This window comes from Pantoea sp. B9002 (assembly GCF_013385945.1).
In the GTDB taxonomy this organism is placed as follows: Bacteria; Pseudomonadota; Gammaproteobacteria; order Enterobacterales; family Enterobacteriaceae; genus Pantoea.
This window is the reverse complement of the sequence record NZ_JACAPA010000038.1, coordinates 18,642-33,760: the sequence shown is the minus strand read 5'-3', so window position 1 is coordinate 33,760 and position 15,119 is coordinate 18,642. Positions and strand designations below refer to the sequence as shown.

General features: G+C 53.5%; 18 protein-coding genes. 14 read left to right on the top strand and 4 right to left on the bottom strand.

Annotated features, from left to right (window positions below):
* Positions 1–52 precede the first annotated feature (52 nt).
* From HX773_RS18815 to HX773_RS18760, 13 genes are all read left to right on the top strand, one after another.
* Positions 53–412, top strand: coding sequence for a hypothetical protein (locus HX773_RS18815; RefSeq protein ID WP_176972796.1), 360 nt, complete (start codon positions 53–55; stop codon positions 410–412).
* A 7-nt stretch (positions 413–419) separates the two neighbouring features.
* Entirely contained in the window at positions 420–1,658 is a 1,239-nt protein-coding gene (locus HX773_RS18810; protein ID WP_176972795.1) for a baseplate J/gp47 family protein, read from the top strand.
* Positions 1,655–2,341: a DUF2612 domain-containing protein gene (locus HX773_RS18805; RefSeq protein WP_176972794.1), complete on the top strand. Its 687-nt coding sequence runs from the start codon at positions 1,655–1,657 to the stop codon at positions 2,339–2,341. The genes HX773_RS18810 and HX773_RS18805 overlap by 4 nt, the downstream gene beginning before the upstream one ends.
* Complete coding sequence (locus HX773_RS18800) at positions 2,319–3,668, top strand: hypothetical protein (protein WP_176972793.1); 1,350 nt, start codon at positions 2,319–2,321, stop codon at positions 3,666–3,668. Before HX773_RS18805 ends, HX773_RS18800 begins: the two co-directional genes overlap by 23 nt.
* Entirely contained in the window at positions 3,668–4,090 is a 423-nt protein-coding gene (locus HX773_RS18795) for a tail fiber assembly protein (protein WP_176972792.1), read from the top strand. The genes HX773_RS18800 and HX773_RS18795 overlap by 1 nt, the downstream gene beginning before the upstream one ends.
* Positions 4,091–4,240: 150 nt before the next feature.
* Positions 4,241–4,426 carry a hypothetical protein gene (locus HX773_RS18790; RefSeq protein WP_176972791.1) on the top strand — a complete coding sequence of 62 codons (186 nt, stop codon included), beginning with the start codon at positions 4,241–4,243 and terminating at the stop codon, positions 4,424–4,426.
* Between the two features lie 143 nt (positions 4,427–4,569).
* A complete protein-coding gene (locus HX773_RS18785; protein WP_176972862.1) occupies positions 4,570–4,809 on the top strand; it encodes a DNA polymerase V in 240 nt (79 codons plus the stop codon).
* Entirely contained in the window at positions 4,809–6,071 is a 1,263-nt protein-coding gene (gene umuC, locus HX773_RS18780) for a translesion error-prone DNA polymerase V subunit UmuC (RefSeq protein ID WP_176972790.1), read from the top strand. The genes HX773_RS18785 and umuC overlap by 1 nt, the downstream gene beginning before the upstream one ends.
* A gap of 53 nt (positions 6,072–6,124) precedes the next feature.
* Complete coding sequence (locus HX773_RS18775; protein WP_176972789.1) at positions 6,125–6,367, top strand: hypothetical protein; 243 nt, start codon at positions 6,125–6,127, stop codon at positions 6,365–6,367.
* 438 nt (positions 6,368–6,805) lie between these two features.
* Positions 6,806–7,018 carry a cold-shock protein gene (locus HX773_RS18770; protein WP_007889586.1) on the top strand — a complete coding sequence of 71 codons (213 nt, stop codon included), beginning with the start codon at positions 6,806–6,808 and terminating at the stop codon, positions 7,016–7,018.
* Between the two features lie 2 nt (positions 7,019–7,020).
* Positions 7,021–7,164, top strand: a complete 144-nt coding sequence (locus HX773_RS25980; RefSeq protein ID WP_101764610.1) for a cold-shock protein — start codon at positions 7,021–7,023, stop codon at positions 7,162–7,164.
* 199 nt (positions 7,165–7,363) lie between these two features.
* Positions 7,364–7,684, top strand: coding sequence for a hypothetical protein (locus HX773_RS18765; RefSeq protein WP_176972788.1), 321 nt, complete (start codon positions 7,364–7,366; stop codon positions 7,682–7,684).
* Between the two features lie 117 nt (positions 7,685–7,801).
* On the top strand, positions 7,802–7,969 hold the full coding sequence (locus HX773_RS18760) for a hypothetical protein (protein ID WP_008110452.1): 168 nt from the start codon (positions 7,802–7,804) through the stop codon (positions 7,967–7,969).
* Between the two features lie 78 nt (positions 7,970–8,047).
* Here the strand turns inward: HX773_RS18760 and HX773_RS18755 are convergent, their stop codons facing one another.
* Positions 8,048–8,779 (bottom strand): trans-aconitate 2-methyltransferase, encoded by a 732-nt coding sequence (locus HX773_RS18755; RefSeq protein WP_176972787.1) that lies wholly within the window; start codon positions 8,777–8,779, stop codon positions 8,048–8,050.
* Positions 8,780–9,034: 255 nt separating this feature from the next.
* Here HX773_RS18755 and HX773_RS18750 point away from each other — a divergent pair, with 255 nt between their 5' ends.
* A complete protein-coding gene (locus HX773_RS18750) occupies positions 9,035–9,682 on the top strand; it encodes a metallophosphoesterase (protein WP_176972786.1) in 648 nt (215 codons plus the stop codon).
* 3 nt (positions 9,683–9,685) lie between these two features.
* Here the strand turns inward: HX773_RS18750 and rsmF are convergent, their stop codons facing one another.
* The 3 genes from rsmF to yebS form a co-directional block, all read right to left on the bottom strand.
* Positions 9,686–11,110 carry a 16S rRNA (cytosine(1407)-C(5))-methyltransferase RsmF gene (gene rsmF, locus HX773_RS18745; RefSeq protein ID WP_176972785.1) on the bottom strand — a complete coding sequence of 475 codons (1,425 nt, stop codon included), beginning with the start codon at positions 11,108–11,110 and terminating at the stop codon, positions 9,686–9,688.
* 72 nt (positions 11,111–11,182) lie between these two features.
* Complete coding sequence (locus tag HX773_RS18740) at positions 11,183–13,822, bottom strand: PqiB family protein (RefSeq protein ID WP_176972784.1); 2,640 nt, start codon at positions 13,820–13,822, stop codon at positions 11,183–11,185.
* Positions 13,791–15,035 (bottom strand): membrane integrity lipid transport subunit YebS, encoded by a 1,245-nt coding sequence (yebS, locus tag HX773_RS18735; protein WP_176972783.1) that lies wholly within the window; start codon positions 15,033–15,035, stop codon positions 13,791–13,793. The genes HX773_RS18740 and yebS overlap by 32 nt, the downstream gene beginning before the upstream one ends.
* Positions 15,036–15,119: the final 84 nt, after the last annotated feature.

Genomic DNA, 15,119 nt, shown 5'->3' with positions numbered 1-15,119 from the left:
ACCCAATAATAGCCTCGGCAATTGCCGGGGTTTTTTTATGCCCGGAGAAAGCATGCTAACAAAATCACTTCAGCTAAACACCGAAGCATGGGACATCACTCTGGATGGCGCAGGCAACCTCGCATCGACTGCAAACCCCTACGCGGTGGCACAGGACGTTGCATGCGCCTGCAAGACGTTCTTGGGTGAGACCTGGTATGACACCACACTCGGTATTCCCTACTACCAGCGCATCCTAGGCCACTGGCCCGGAACTCAGCTGATCAACACCAAAATGCAGTCAGAAGCGTTGAAACTGGATTACGTCCAGACCGCAACCTGCACGACCGTAATCGGCAAGCAGAACCGCGTAGCTTCCGGCGTCATGACCATAACCGACACGAACTATAACCAGAGCACCATCAATTTCTGAGGCCAACATGGTAGATGAAGTAATTGTCACAACCTCAGTGCCGGCGGCAACGTTCTCTGACATTGGCCTTTCCTTACCTGATGAGAAAGATATTCTCGACGGGCGCCTGAGCGATCTGGATGACGCGCTGGGCGGCGGGATGAGCAAAAGCCTGACGACGCCGCAGGGGCAGATTGCCATGAGTGACACGGCAATCATTGCGGAAAACAACGACCAGAAACTGGCGATCGTAAACGGCATCAATCCAGATTATGCATCCGGACGATTTCAGGATGCTATCGGCCGCATTTACTTCATTGACCGTATAGCGGCACAGGGAACCACGGTAACAGCAACGGCAACTGGATTGGTCGGGACGTTAATTCCTGCCGGTAGCGCCGCGCAGGATGATGCGGGTTACATCTACTTCTCACTGGCTGACGCCACCATCCCGGCGTCGGGCGCGGTCGATATCGTGTTCCAGAACCAGACAACCGGCGCTATCGCCTGTCCGATTGGTTCACTAAACACGATATATCGCGCAGTTAACGGTTGGTCAGGCATCACAAATGCCGCCGCAGGTGTGCCGGGCAACGCCGTTGAAACGCGCGCCAACTTCGAATACCGGCGTAAGCAGTCGGTAGCGTTAAACGCGAAAGGTACTCCGGAGTCAATTTATGCCGCGGTGCTTGATGTGGAGGGTGTAGTTGATGCTTACGTCTGGTCGAATCATTCTGGCTCGACGGTCAACATTGGCTCTACAAATTACCCGGCGCCCGCGCATAGCGTTTATATCGCCGTTTATGGCGGTGAAGCAGCTGATATCGCGCAGGCCATTTACGTAAAGAATCAGGCTGCGTGCGGCATGGTGGGTAACACCTCAGCGGTGGTCACGGATACATCGCGCGGCACCAATATTTCTCCGAAATACACGATGACATGGAACACGCCAACGCAGACGCGAACATACTTCAAGGTGCAACTGGAAAACACCTCTTCGCTGCCTTCTGACATTGTCAGTCAGGCACAGGAAGCGGTCATCAGTGCGTTCAATGGTAACAGCGAATTGGTTCCAAAAGCGCGGATCGCATCGAAGGTTTTCGCCGGCGGTTATTACTCAGTGCTGAACAACATCGACACTGCATCCGTAAACGTCCTGTCTGTGACCATCAGCATTGACGGAACGAATTACAGCCCATCCATTGAATACGGCGTTGACCAGATACCCTCCCTTGATGCCAATGACATAAGCGTAACCCTCGTATGAAGAATGTGAGAGACACGATCCTCACACAATACGCCGCCAGCCCTAACCTGCGAAGCCTGATTGAATCATTCAATACCACGATGGATATGACGGAATTCACCGAAGGATTCCTCTCAACTATCTGGGATATCTCTACGGCTGGGGATTACGGGCTGGATGTGTGGGGCAAGATAGTCGGCGTTTCCAGGCTGCTTAACGTACCGCAGAAAACTACCAATTTCGGGTTTGACGAAGCGCTTATAAGCGCGAGCGACGACTCACCAAAGCCATTCGATGAAGCGCCCTTTTATGAGGGGTTACAACTAACCACCACGGTGCGGCTTGCGAATGATGGATACAGAAAACTCATCCTTGCCAAAGCGATGGCAAACATCACTGACTGCTCAATACCCTCACTGAATAACGCACTCAATTACCTCTTTGAAGGCGAGGGTGATGCTTTCGTGGCAATCACCGGCGTGATGTCGATGAGCTACGTATTCAGCTTCAATCTGTCACCGGTTGAATGGGCGATTTTGCTCAACTCAAATGCGATCGCCAAGCCCGCGGGTGTGAGCGTCAGCATCATGTCACTCGATTTCAATAACACATTTGGCTTCGCCGAGGCTGATATGCAGCCATTCGAAAGCGGAACGTTCTTCCCTGATTCAGGAATTCAAAATGCAAACCAGCTCACAACCTAAATTACTTCCAATCCCGTTTGCTGATGCGGGGTCAAAGCAGGACATTCCCAACGACTCTCAGATTGGTATTGTTGCTGGTCGAGCGTCTTATAATGACGGATTCCCTCCACTTACGAGGACGCCTCTTGCTGGAGGTGGTGTTCCACCGTTTGGCACCGACTTTAACGGCGTGTTCAACGACATCACTGCTGCAATTCGCTGGACACAGGCTGGCGCCGGTTATCCATTCAATGCTGCGTTTAACACTGCCGTGGCTGGCTACCCGAAAGGCGCGAGAATACCTAATTCGACGCTAGATGGTTTTTGGCTAAACACCACGGATGGGAACAGCGCAAACCCTGAAAATACCACCTCAGCACTGACTGGCTGGGTACCATCTGGAGTTTATGGCACTACAGCAATCACGGGATTGTCTGGTTCAAGCGTCACCCTAACAACGCTTCAGGCGTCCAAAGACAGAATTACACTGGCTGGCACGCTTACCGCCAATATCAACCTGGTTGTTCCGGCATGGATTAAGCGCTGGGAGATCGTAAACAACTGTACCGGTTCCTTTGCGGTAACGGTTAAGACACCAAATGGTACTGGCGTTGCGATAGCTACAGGAACCGTTATTAACGTTCTTGGTGATGGCACAAATATTGTCGCTACATATTCACCTGGCGCACAAATTGGCGCACCGATAGTAATGACCTCAACTGGCACATACACCCCTAGCTCAGCGGCGGTTAAATTTGTTGATGTTGAACTTTATGCTGCCGGTGGTGGTGCTGCAGGCGTGCCAGCATATACCAATAACACAGGCTCCGTAGGTGGAGGCGCATCTGCCGGGTCGTGGGTTAAATTCCGCGTACCTGCATCATTAATTGCCTCAGGCGTACTGGTGACAATCGGTGTGGGAGGTACCAGCGGAGTTTCCGGTGGCGGGAATGGAGGGGACGGCGGCCTATCGTCATTTGGTTCACTTGTTTCATGTCCTGGCGGGCTAGGTAGTGGTTATTCATCAACTACCGCCGCGATTAGTGCTGGCTCAGCAGCTCAGGCAGCAGCTCCAACAGTTTCAGCTTCGGTAACGACCATTACTTCTTCGAGGGGAATGCAAGGCAGCCCCGGATATCTTATCTCAACATCAACAGGCTCAGCAGGGGCCGGTGGTAGCAGTCCTGTAGGTGCTGGGGGAGGCACTGGAGCTTCAGGCAGCTCAGGAAGCAATGGTGCTGGTTATGGTTCAGCCGGAGGCTCTAGCCGCGCAATGGTGGGTGATACCGCAGCAAAACCCGGAGGCGCAGGCGCTCCAGGAGTCTGCATTATTAGGGAGTTAGCATAATGAGTAATACATACGCATTAATCCAAGACGGCATCGTTATTAATACTATTGTTTGGGCTGGTCCAGATGAGGAGCCGGTGGATTTTGGCGATGGTGTAACTTACGCAGAAATCCCCGATGATGAAGGTAATCAACCTTCAACCGGATGGCTTTATGATGGAACGACCTTTTCAGCTCCACCAATTAGTGAAGAGGAAGCGGCGGAACTCAAGCAGCAAAAAATTGCTAATAATTTAGCGATGAAGGCCAGCTTGATTGCTCAGGCAACGATAGCGATTGCACCACTTCAGGATGCTGTTGACCTTGATGAGGCGACCGATGCTGAAACCGCTCTACTTAAAGCCTGGAAGCAGTATCGCGTGGCCGTGAATAGGATCGATGCTAACACCGCGGACGAGATAACCTGGCCTAAGCAACCGTAATCAAAAAAGCCCCGGCAACGGGGCAGCTTAAGACCGCGTCCATCTTCATGCAGGCTGCGGGTGTAACCTTGAGGTTAGACCATTTGAGCCGTTTCTCATGTGATTCCCTTGCGGCAGGCGTACGTTAGAACTGCAGACCAAGGAGGCGTTATGGAAAACCTACTCAACAAAGAGGCTCAACATGAAGTGGCACGCATAATTGGCGATGCTGCGATAACCGTTCTTGCAGAGAAGCGGCCGCTATCGAGAGATGCTCTGATGCAAGTGATTCTCGGTGAGTCAAACCAAGAGCCCAACATAGCCAGAGACATCGCCCTGCATCTGCTTGAACGCTGACACCAGCCGGGCGGCATTGTCGCCCACCTAAATTCCCTTCCTCGCCAATCCCTTCGCAAAAACCACCATTAATCGACTTGATCGATCCTACCGATCGATATTACTGTATTTATATACAGTAAATATCAGGGAGGGAGATGACCATGCCCCGCGACTACGAAATCATGATGGCCTTTAAGCAGGCTATGAAGCGAGATGGATCAGGCCGCTTTACTATTAGCACGCTCGACTTTGTGAGCGAACTGGAGCGGCTCAACTGGCATTACACGCTTCGCGCAGCTAATAGCTGGATAGAGATGCACACGACTACCTTCCGTGACATTTCAACGGCTGATGGCGATGAGCGCACCTTTCAGGTATTCAATCCAAACGGCGGCATGTGATGTTTGCGCTCGTTGACGTGAACTCGTTTTACGCCAGCTGCGAGACGGTGTTCAGGCCAGATTTGCGCGGTAAACCGGTTCTGGTTCTCAGCAACAACGACGGCTGTGTGATCGCCCGCAGCGCGGAAGTTAAAGAGCTGAAAATCCCGATGGGTGCGCCTTACTTCAAGCTGAAGGACGAAATCCGCAGGCACAAGATTCACGTGTTCAGCAGCAACTATGCGCTGTATGCGGATATGTCGAATAGGGTAATGACGACGCTGGAGCAAATGGCGCCGTCAGTAGAGGTCTACTCAATCGACGAAGCTTTCATGGACCTGACCGGCGTCCGCAATTGCCGGGTGCTGGAAGACTTCGGCCGCGAGGTGCGCGAGACGATTAAGCGCAACACGCATCTGACCGTTGGCGTTGGCATTGCCCAGACTAAGACGCTGGCCAAGCTCGCCAATCACGCCGCGAAGAAGTGGAAGCAGACCGGCGGCGTCGTTGACCTGTCGAATGTCGATCGGCAGAAAAAGCTAATGGCGCTGGTACCGGTAGAGGAAGTGTGGGGCGTCGGCCGGCGCATCAGCAAGAAGTTAAATGCTATGGGCATCATTACCGCCAAAGACCTGTCGGAGCAAAGCACTTACATCATTCGCAAGCACTTCAACGTTGTGCTGGAGCGCACGGTGCGTGAGTTGCGCGGCGAACCATGCCTTGAGCTGGAAGAACTCGCGCCGACGAAGCAGCAAATCGTTTGCTCACGCTCCTTCGGTTCCCGAATCACCGAGTACATGGACATGCGCCAGGCTGTTTGCTCGTACGCAGAACGCGCTGCAGAGAAGCTGAGAAGGGAGCGGCAGTATTGCAGTCAGGTAGCCGTGTTCGTCCGAACCAGCCCGCACGCTAAAGGCGAGGTGTTCTACGGTAATCAGGCAATGGGCAGGCTGCTAACGCCCTCCAATGACACGCGCGACATCATCCGGGTTGCAATGCAGGGTCTCGACCACATCTGGCGCGACGGATGCCGGTATATGAAAGCAGGCGTGATGCTGGGCGACTTTTACAGTCAGGGTGTATCTCAGCTCAATCTCTTTGACGAATTCAAACCACAGGCCAACAGCGAATCGCTGATGCGTGTCGTTGATGGTCTCAACCAGAGCGGGAAGGGGAAATTATGGTTTGCAGGACAGGGTATCCAGAAATCCTGGGAGATGAAGCGCGAAATGTTGTCGCCGGCATACACCACCAGACTGTCGGATCTGCCAGTGGCGAAGTAACGTTCCTGCTTCAGCCGCTGCAGCATATTCTTTCTACCAGCAATGCCTGCTGCATGGTTGAGCTGAATGGCCGCAGGTGCATAATCGACAAGCAGCGTTACCCGGTAAACGGCGACACTGTGCTGATAGATATGTCAGGCATGTATGAGTGGGCGATGATCATGATTCACCCACGTCGCATCATTACCGATGATGGCGCATTCCTGATGGATGACCTGCTGGAAGATATTGCAGTTGTGGGGGAGGTGACGCATGAAATAACATCTTTATATGCTGATGATGATTTGCCAATATAGTTGTACCGAAATTTGTCCGAACCTGATCCGAATAAACTGGTAAGTGTTTGATCTGCAAAGTGTGTAATGGTAAGTATTGCAACCATGAAAAGGGGTGTTTTTGTTATCTATCTCCATAATAGATAAGAGAAATATCCCTATGCATCGTAAACAGGAATCGTATTCGGTCTTTTTTTGTCTCTTTTTTACCTTCCGAATTTAAAACCCTTTATTCCTCAATGAGAAAATAAAATTTCTTTTCGCTTGCTACTCCGCAAGATAAATGCGTTAATACTTCGTCGGTCTGAATAGCAGACAGTTAGAAGGTTAGTTCCCATTGTATTTCTCATCCCAGTTAGTGCCGCTTCAAGCCCTTTCTCTTTGAGTCTTATCCTAAGTTCTGATTCGTATCTGCAACTCGGCCCTTACGCCAATAGGCTCATTTAAAAGGTAAAAATTATGTCTAATAAAATTCTTGGAACGGTAAAATGGTTCAACTCAGAAAAAGGCTTCGGCTTTATTTCTCCTGAAAATGGCAGCAAGGACGTTTTCGTCCACTTCTCAGCCATTCAGGGCACTGATTATCGCTCACTTGATGAAGGTCAGCGTGTTGAGTTTTCAGTTGAAGATGGTCCAAAAGGTCCGTCTGCAACAAATGTATTAGGTCTGTAATTATTCGCATTTATAATCGTTTAAGATGTCCGCATTGCCAGAGTTCACAATATCGCACCTCCGCGTTCGATATTACGAAAATGAACCCACATGGCGCTAAATGTATTTTCTGCAAATCATCAATGATTGTGTTGAAAACTGCATAATAGCGGATATTCTGCCCTGATAATTATTAGGGCTTATCAGGTAATTGCCTGATATCAGAATCATTAGCACTGCTCAGGCAGTGCTTTTTTATTTTAAATACCCAGCATAACTTCACTTATTCCCGCGTTCGTCATCTTCAGCACATGCTATCTTTTCTCTTATTCCGCAATAAATCACCGTCAAAGAGAATCTTACGAGATGCACAAGTCTGTTATCCTGATCGCCTTGCTGCTGAGTGGTTGCGCACTGAAACAATATCCGCAGTCCGCCAATGTGAGCGATGCCGAAGCGCAAAGCTATGACTGCGCAGCCCTGAATCAGGAGATCGCTAAAAGCCAAAGCGTTCAGCAGCAGATTGATAAAACCGGTGAGTTTGATGCGCTGACGGTACTGGGATTCGTCGGGGATTTTGGTATCGGTAATGGCATTGCGAAGGCCAGCGCTAACAATAAAGCTGCGGCGCGTTTGCAACAGATGGAAAATCTCAAATCCGTGCGTTGTGTACATAACGCGACTTGATCATTATCGGATGGCAAATAACCAGCAAAAAAGATGCGGTCATATAGCAGCAGTCAGCCTGTGTGAAAAATGGTATAACGTTGGCGCATCTGATTAATGGCCGGATAAGGATCCTTCATGGCAAATACACAATATCTACTTTGGGTAATGATTGGCACACTCACGCTGCTTTGTATCTTTATTGGTGTGGTGGTTGGCCGTGCTAAAACCCCGCGCATTGGAACACTGACATTCGCCGGTTTATTAGCCTTCTTCTTGCTGGCGATCTTTTTAATCACGCGCTAGTACGCTATGCCCGCTGAATGCCGCAAATAGCGCGGCAGGGATGTGTAAAAGGCTGCAGTGTGCAGCCTCAATTCATTGTCACAGCGGTTTACGCGCGGCCAGCAAGAACATCATCGGACGATCGCGTTCTTCCGCCAGCGCGGGATTGAGTGCAACCATCTCTTCGCTCGGGCCCCATTCATCAAGATGCACGATCTCAAATCCTGCGCCAATTAACGCATTGATCCAGGTTGCCAGCTTGCGATGCTGCTTCTTCACGCCATCGGCAAACCAGTTGCTGATGCGTTCGCCTTCCTGCTGGTAATGATTGACTGACCAGCTGCGCTGCTGTTGTTCATCCACAATCCACTGCTGTTGTGTGGGTGCAGTGTAAATCGGATGCTCACAGGAAAACACCAGTGCGCCGCCCGGCGTTAACGCCTCAAACACGGTCGCGAAGAGCGCGTCAATATTGCTGAGGTAGTGCAGCGCCAGCGAGCTGTAGGCGAGATCAAAGGATTCGCTGAGCTGTAGCGTTTCTAAATCGGCGCGCTGATAGCGAATCTCGGTTCCCTGCGTCATGGTCGCGGCTTGCGCTAACATTTTCTCGGAAACGTCCAGACCCAGCACCTCGCGCGCGCCTTGCTGCTGCGCGTAGCGGCAAAACCAACCGTAACCGCAGCCGAGATCGAGAATACGTTTATCATGCAGGTCGGGCAGTAGCGCACGCAGTGCGGGCCATTCTGGCGCGCCGTCTAATCCCTTAACGGAACGTGGCAAGGTGGCGTAGCCGGCAAAAAAAGTGGGGTTGTCGTAAATATTCTGGCTCATACAGTCTCCTTTATATGATGCGCAAAGGAGTTTAGGCGTTTAGCGCGGAATGTAAAGTCGCGTAATTATCCCACAAATAACAGATGTACCAGACGAGCCAGTGATTCCAGCAGCAGCAAGCTGCCGATGAAAATAACGATTAATACACCAATGAATTGCTTCCGTCCGCTCATGCTGTTCCCTCCGCTGGCTAACCTTACCGGACTATACTTTAAGCCGGGCTCACTAAACTTCCAGTCAACCGGGAAAGATTACATGCTTTACCAAAAGGTAAACGCGCAAATGTGGCGAAATATTTGGGTGGTTGGCGATCTGCACGGTTGCCGCGCCCAACTCGATGCACAATTGCTCAAGCGGGATTTCGATAAGCAGCAGGATTTACTGCTGTCGGTGGGCGATTTAATCGATCGTGGCCCGGACAGTCCAGGCTGTTTAGCGCTGATGCAGGAACCCTGGTTTCGTTGCGTGCGTGGCAATCATGAACAGATGGCGCTCGCTGCGCTGGATGGGCGCGATCAAACCTTGTGGATGATGAACGGTGGCGAGTGGTTCTGGCAGCTAAAAGGCGCAGCGTTAATCGCTGCGCGCCATGCGTTGAAACGGTGTGCTGAGTTGCCGTTGATCCTGCATCTGGATTTCGGCGATCGCGTGGTGGTGATTGCCCACGCCGATTATCCTGCCAGCCACTATGCGTTAGGGCAGGATGTTGACTGGCAGCAAGTGGTGTGGAGTCGCGATCGGCTGGGACGCCATCAACGCGGCAGTTCAGCCCACATCGACGGCGCCAGTGATTTCTACTTCGGCCACACGCCGTTAGAACAACCACTCAATGTGGCGAATCAGCATTATATCGATACCGGCGCGGTCTTCGGCAATCGTCTTACTTTGGTGCAGTTACAGTAACGCTTAGCGGAACAGACGTCCGTCGCGCACCAGTTCACGCGGATAACTGTTTTTAATCCGATTACCTACCTTCTTCGCCAATCCCAGCGGCTGCTGCTGGTAGGTGACGATCACCTCATCACGGTTGGGCAACGTTTCCGGATGAATATCCTGACCACGATACCAGGTTTCCGCTTCCGCATCGGTGAGCTCGAAATCCAGCGCGCTGCATGGCTGCGTCAACGCCACAACTGCTTCGTGCTGCCAGCGATAGCCTTTCGGGAAGGTTTCGGCCAGCTTAAGGCCGATGCGCGAGAAGCGCACTTTACCCAGCCAACTCTCCAGCGCCGCCGGGAACAGCCACAGCTCTTTATCGCGCTGCCACAGCGTGTGGTTTTCATCCCACTGCAAGCCGACTTTGGCAGCGGCCTGTTGCACTTCGGCGCTCAGCTTGCGGCTGGCCGGAGAGAAGGGCAGTTTGCCGACTTTGTAGGTTGGCGTTGGCAACGCGGGAATGCTGGCGGTTTTGCGCAGACGCGCGACGAAGAAACCTTCGCTATCGAAAATCTGCGGGAATACGTGCAGGAAACCTTCGGCGGTTAACGCCTGATCGGCTCCCTCGAACAAACCGTTTAGCGGCACGATTTCAACCGCATCGGGATAACGCTGCTGCAACCAATGAATCACCTGCTGATTTTCGATTTGATTCAGTGTGCAGGTGGAGTAAATCAGCGTGCCGCCTGGCTGTAAGGCATGGAAAGCACTGTCGAGCAGATCGCGTTGGGTTTCCGCAATCGCTTCGGTGCTGGCCAGCGTCCAGTTACGCAACGCATCGGCATCTTTACGCACCACGCCTTCGCCTGAGCAGGGCGCATCGAGCAGAATGGCATCGAAACGCTCCGGCAGTGCGGCACCAAACACGCGACCATCAAAATGGGTCAGCGCGACATTGCTGACGCCGCAGCGGCTGATATTAGCGTGCAGCACTTTGACGCGGCTGGCCGAGTATTCGTTCGCCAGAATGGCGCCCTCATTGCGCATCAGCGCGGCCATCTGCGTGGTTTTGGAACCCGGCGCGGCAGCCACATCCATCACCTGACGCGCATCGGGTGCGGCGTCAAACAGCGCGGTAACCGGCAGCATCGAGCTGGCTTCCTGAATATAAAACAGTCCGCTCAAATGCTCCGCCACGCTACCGAGCGGTAGCGATTCGTCGTCACGCTCGATCCAGAACCCTTCGGCGCACCACGGAATGGGCGATAAGCGCCATCCATAATCGGTGGTGCGGGCGAGGAAATCATCCACGCTAATTTTTAAGGTGTTGACGCGTAAGCTGCGACGCAGCGGTTGCTGACTAATGGCGAGAAAGCGTTGCAGTTCGGCGTCGTCAGCAAGGCTGGCGCGCATCAGCGCGAGGAAATCTTCGGGAAAGCGATCGGACACGGGCATCTACCGGGAAACGAAATGTGCGCGAAGTGTAACACGCGAAAAAGAATCGGGCAGCCAGGCTGCCCGATTTGCTTAAGGTTGATTAGGGTCCGGAATCGCGGTGCCCCAGTCGCGCCACGCTTTCGGCGCTTCATCCTGTAGCAGGAAGTGTTTGTTGGCGCCGGCCTGCGGTGCTAACGGCACCGTTGGCGGCGTGGCAAACTGTACGCCGCCGCGAATGAACTGCTGGAAGGTGCCGGTTTTCAACACGCCGCCGATCAGACCGAAATCGAAGTTATAGCCGGAAGCCAGCCAGAACACCGAGTTGTTGCGCACCAGATGCTGGTACTTCTTGCTGATACGCAGCGCGATCTGCACGCGATCTGCCATATTGCCCAGCGACGTTCCGGTGACGGTGCCCACTTCGACGCCACGGAACAACACAGGCGTGCCCACCGACAGCGATCCCGCGTCAGCGGCATCGACATAAATCGTCAGGCCGTTCAGGTAGCGTGAATCGGTGATGGTGCTTTCCTGCAGTTCAAAGGTGCGCGCCGGCGAACCTTTGCCCGGATCGACGTTGAGATATGGCTGCAGCAGCGTTTCGATATGGTTAACGCCCGCCGCAGAAATCTCCGGCGACACCACCGAGAAGCGGCTGCCGATGCGCGCGAAGTCCTGCACGTATTCCGGATAAAGCACCGCTTTGGCGACAACCTGATTGTTATCAGAACTCAGTGCCAGCGATTCAACCTGACCAATGTTGATGCCGAGATAGCGAATCGGCATACCCGCCGCCAGTTTGCTGGCATCGAAGGTGTGCAGCGTAATCTGGCTGCCAACTGCACGCGCCGCGGTTTCTGACGAGTAGAGCACGCGTTTCACGCCTTTCGCCGCCTGCGCGCCGGTGAGATTATCAAAACTGATGGCACCTTTCAGCGCGCGGTTGAGCGGGGATGCCTGCACGGTCAAACCGCTGCCGTTGAGCTGCACTTTGGCGCCGCCTTCGGCCCAGAACACGCTCTCGCTGGTCAGCAACTTGCGATACTGCGGCTGGATATGAATCGAGATTTCAAACGCATCCGCACGCGGCACCACATCCACCACTTCACCGACCTGGAATTTGCGGTACAGCAGCACTGAACCGGCCTGTACATCCGGCAAGCTTTTGGCGGTAAGTTTCAGCGTGGTTGGCGGCTGTTCACCCACGATGCCTTCTTCGGCACGTTCCGCATCGGCATATAAAGGATAACGACTGGAAGGATTGCCTTTCGCGCCCGGAATCAGGCGAATGCCGCCATCCACCCATTCACGCGCGCTGGCGCCCAGCACTTTCATCCCGTCGAGGCCGAACTTCACATCGAGACGGCTATTCACCACAAACTTGCTGTCGGCGTGCACCAGATTACGGTGCTCCGGATTGATGGCCGCCACAAAGCTGATGCCATTTTCATCCAGCGTGCGTGAAATCACCTGGCCGATTTTCATGCCATACAGCATCACCGGCTGGCCGGCATCGATACCGTAGGTTTCCGGTGCGCTGAGTTTTACCGTCAGCACGTCCGGTTTTTGCAGCAATGTTTCGCTGGCTGGCAACACGGTGAAGTGATCCTGCGGCTCGCCTTCGCCTGGCACCAGTTCAAAGGTATTGCCGGTTAGCAGGCTGCTAAGATTGGTGTCGGTCAGGCTGATCTTCGGCGTGCGCATTTCAATGCGCGTCCCGCTGCGCATCAAACCGGTTACTGAAGGATCAACCGTCAGCTCGCCGGTGACTTTGCCGCCATCCAGCAGGTTGAGTTTGGTTAAGGTGCCGACTTCCAGTCCCTGATACATCAGTGGCGTGCTATCGGCTTTCAGGTTATCGCCGCTCGGCAAATCCAGTTTCACTTGCACGCCGCGCTGACTGCGCGCCAAATCTGGATAGAGCTGGTAGTTGGCATCCACCTGAGCTTGTTCACCATCATTAGGTGAATCGAAGGCAATTGCACCGTTCACTAACGCGGCCAGGCTTTCCAGCTTCACTTTGGCACCGCTCAGGCTGACATCCGCATCGACGCCGGAGACATTCCAGAAGCGGCTCTGCTTTTTCACCAGATTGATAAAGCGGCGCTCAATCAGCACATCAATGGTGACGCCATCGGTGCTGTTGTTCAGGCTGTAATCGTAAACGCGACCCACCGGGATTTTGCGGTAATAAACCAGCGAACCGGTGTTGAGCGAGCCGAGGTCGGGCGCGCGCAGGTGAATCAACAGTTCGCCGGTATTAACGCGATACTTCGGTTGGGTATCGAGCGCGGTGAAGTGATCGCTCTCTTTACCTTTACCCGGCATCATGCCGATGTAGTTACCGCCGACCAGTGCATCAAGCCCGGAGACGCCCGCCAGCGACGCTTTCGGCGTCACCAGCCAGAACTGAGTGTCTTCACGCAGTGCATCGCGCATGTCGCTTTTGATGCTGGCTTTAATCTGGATGCTGCGATAGTCATCACTCAGCACAATGCCTTGCACCGTGCCCACTTCTACGCCCTGATAACGAATCGGCGTGCGGCCTGGCACAATCCCGTCGGCAGTCTGGAAGTTAATGGTGATCGTCGTACCGCGCTCCTGATAATTGGTCCACAGCAGCCAGCCAGCAATCAGCAGGGCGATAATGGGCAATAACCAGAACGGCGAAATCTTGCGCTTGTTGCGCAGATTGGCGCTAGTCGGTGTAGTCGGCGTTTCCTGTTGCATGTGCATCCCAGATCAGGCGGCTATCAAGCCACTCTACAGCCATAATGGTCAGAACAACGGCGGCGCCAAAATAGAAGGCGGCCGGTCCCATGGTAAAAGCCAGCAGCTGATCACGATTGACCAGCGACATGGTTACAGCAATCACGAACAGATCCAGCATCGACCAGCGGCCCACCCAGGTGACGGCGCGCAGCAGGCGAATGCGGGTTTTTAAGCCCTGTTCGCATTTGAAATGAATGCTGATCAGCAAGGTCAGCATCACTAACACTTTGGTAAAGGGCACCAGAATACTGGCGATAAACACCACCGCGGCCACCGGTATATTGCCCGATGCCAATCCCAGTATGCCGGAAAATATGGTGTCTTCACGGCGTGCGCCGTTAACGTACACCACCGATATTGGCAGCAAATTGGCGGGGATAAGCAGCACAATCGAGGCAATCAGCGCTGCCCAGGATTTCTGCAAACTGTGGCGGCGGCGATAGTCGAGCGGCGTATGGCAACGCGTGCAGCGACCGCGTTCATCTGGCACACCGGTTTGATGGCAGTTGAGGCACACTTGCCACTGTTCCGGCGGGGAAGTGGGCATCGCTTGCGGATAATAGTGTTCCCACAGCTGCTCGACGTTCAGGTGAATCAGCGTCAGTAGGCTCAGCACCGTCAGCGCAATATAGGCCACTAAACCGTAGCCCACTTCCAGCGAGGCGTAATCCTGCACTTTGATCGATGCCACCGCCACGCCGACCAGATAGATATCCAGCATCACCCACTCTTTGAGCTTGTCCATCATCAGCAGGACCGGGCGCAGGTTCATCCCGAGCGCGTTGCCCACCCACAGATAGAGAATGCCGATCACCAGCGTGACCGGCGCGCCAATGGTGCAAAACGCCACCATTGAAGCGGTGAGGATGTTGCCTTGCTGCGTCATTTGAATCACGCCCTCCAGCAGGCTGGCGTTAATACGCATGCCAAGCAGGCGAATATCGACCAACGGCAAGCTAAAGGCGAACGGCATCAGCACGATCATTACCACCGCCATGGCGGTGAGTCGCGTCATCGACCAGTCACGACCGCTCTGAATTTGTGCATGACAGCGAGGGCAATAGGCCGTCTGATGCGATTTCACATCCGGTAAGGAAAAAAGGGTATCGCATTGCGGACAACGCTGATAACGTGCGTGGGGCAACGTCTGGCTGATAGCGTGAATTTTCATAGGTGACGCAAGTGCCCATCGTTCGTTACGTTTACCGGCATGCTGAGTAGCGCAAATTTGCCTGCAATATTCGGTGGTAGCAGA

Coding starts and splice junctions, on each gene's coding strand:
- HX773_RS18815 (WP_176972796.1), top strand. CDS start 53: ATGCTAACAAAATCACTTCAGCTAAACACCGAAGCATGGGACATCACT.
- HX773_RS18810 (WP_176972795.1), top strand. CDS start 420: ATGGTAGATGAAGTAATTGTCACAACCTCAGTGCCGGCGGCAACGTTC.
- HX773_RS18805 (WP_176972794.1), top strand. CDS start 1,655: ATGAAGAATGTGAGAGACACGATCCTCACACAATACGCCGCCAGCCCT.
- HX773_RS18800 (WP_176972793.1), top strand. CDS start 2,319: ATGCAAACCAGCTCACAACCTAAATTACTTCCAATCCCGTTTGCTGAT.
- HX773_RS18795 (WP_176972792.1), top strand. CDS start 3,668: ATGAGTAATACATACGCATTAATCCAAGACGGCATCGTTATTAATACT.
- HX773_RS18790 (WP_176972791.1), top strand. CDS start 4,241: ATGGAAAACCTACTCAACAAAGAGGCTCAACATGAAGTGGCACGCATA.
- HX773_RS18785 (WP_176972862.1), top strand. CDS start 4,570: ATGCCCCGCGACTACGAAATCATGATGGCCTTTAAGCAGGCTATGAAG.
- umuC (WP_176972790.1), top strand. CDS start 4,809: ATGTTTGCGCTCGTTGACGTGAACTCGTTTTACGCCAGCTGCGAGACG.
- HX773_RS18775 (WP_176972789.1), top strand. CDS start 6,125: ATGGTTGAGCTGAATGGCCGCAGGTGCATAATCGACAAGCAGCGTTAC.
- HX773_RS18770 (WP_007889586.1), top strand. CDS start 6,806: ATGTCTAATAAAATTCTTGGAACGGTAAAATGGTTCAACTCAGAAAAA.
- HX773_RS18765 (WP_176972788.1), top strand. CDS start 7,364: ATGCACAAGTCTGTTATCCTGATCGCCTTGCTGCTGAGTGGTTGCGCA.
- HX773_RS18760 (WP_008110452.1), top strand. CDS start 7,802: ATGGCAAATACACAATATCTACTTTGGGTAATGATTGGCACACTCACG.
- HX773_RS18755 (WP_176972787.1), bottom strand. CDS start 8,779: ATGAGCCAGAATATTTACGACAACCCCACTTTTTTTGCCGGCTACGCC.
- HX773_RS18750 (WP_176972786.1), top strand. CDS start 9,035: ATGCTTTACCAAAAGGTAAACGCGCAAATGTGGCGAAATATTTGGGTG.
- rsmF (WP_176972785.1), bottom strand. CDS start 11,110: ATGCCCGTGTCCGATCGCTTTCCCGAAGATTTCCTCGCGCTGATGCGC.
- HX773_RS18740 (WP_176972784.1), bottom strand. CDS start 13,822: ATGCAACAGGAAACGCCGACTACACCGACTAGCGCCAATCTGCGCAAC.
- yebS (WP_176972783.1), bottom strand. CDS start 15,035: ATGAAAATTCACGCTATCAGCCAGACGTTGCCCCACGCACGTTATCAG.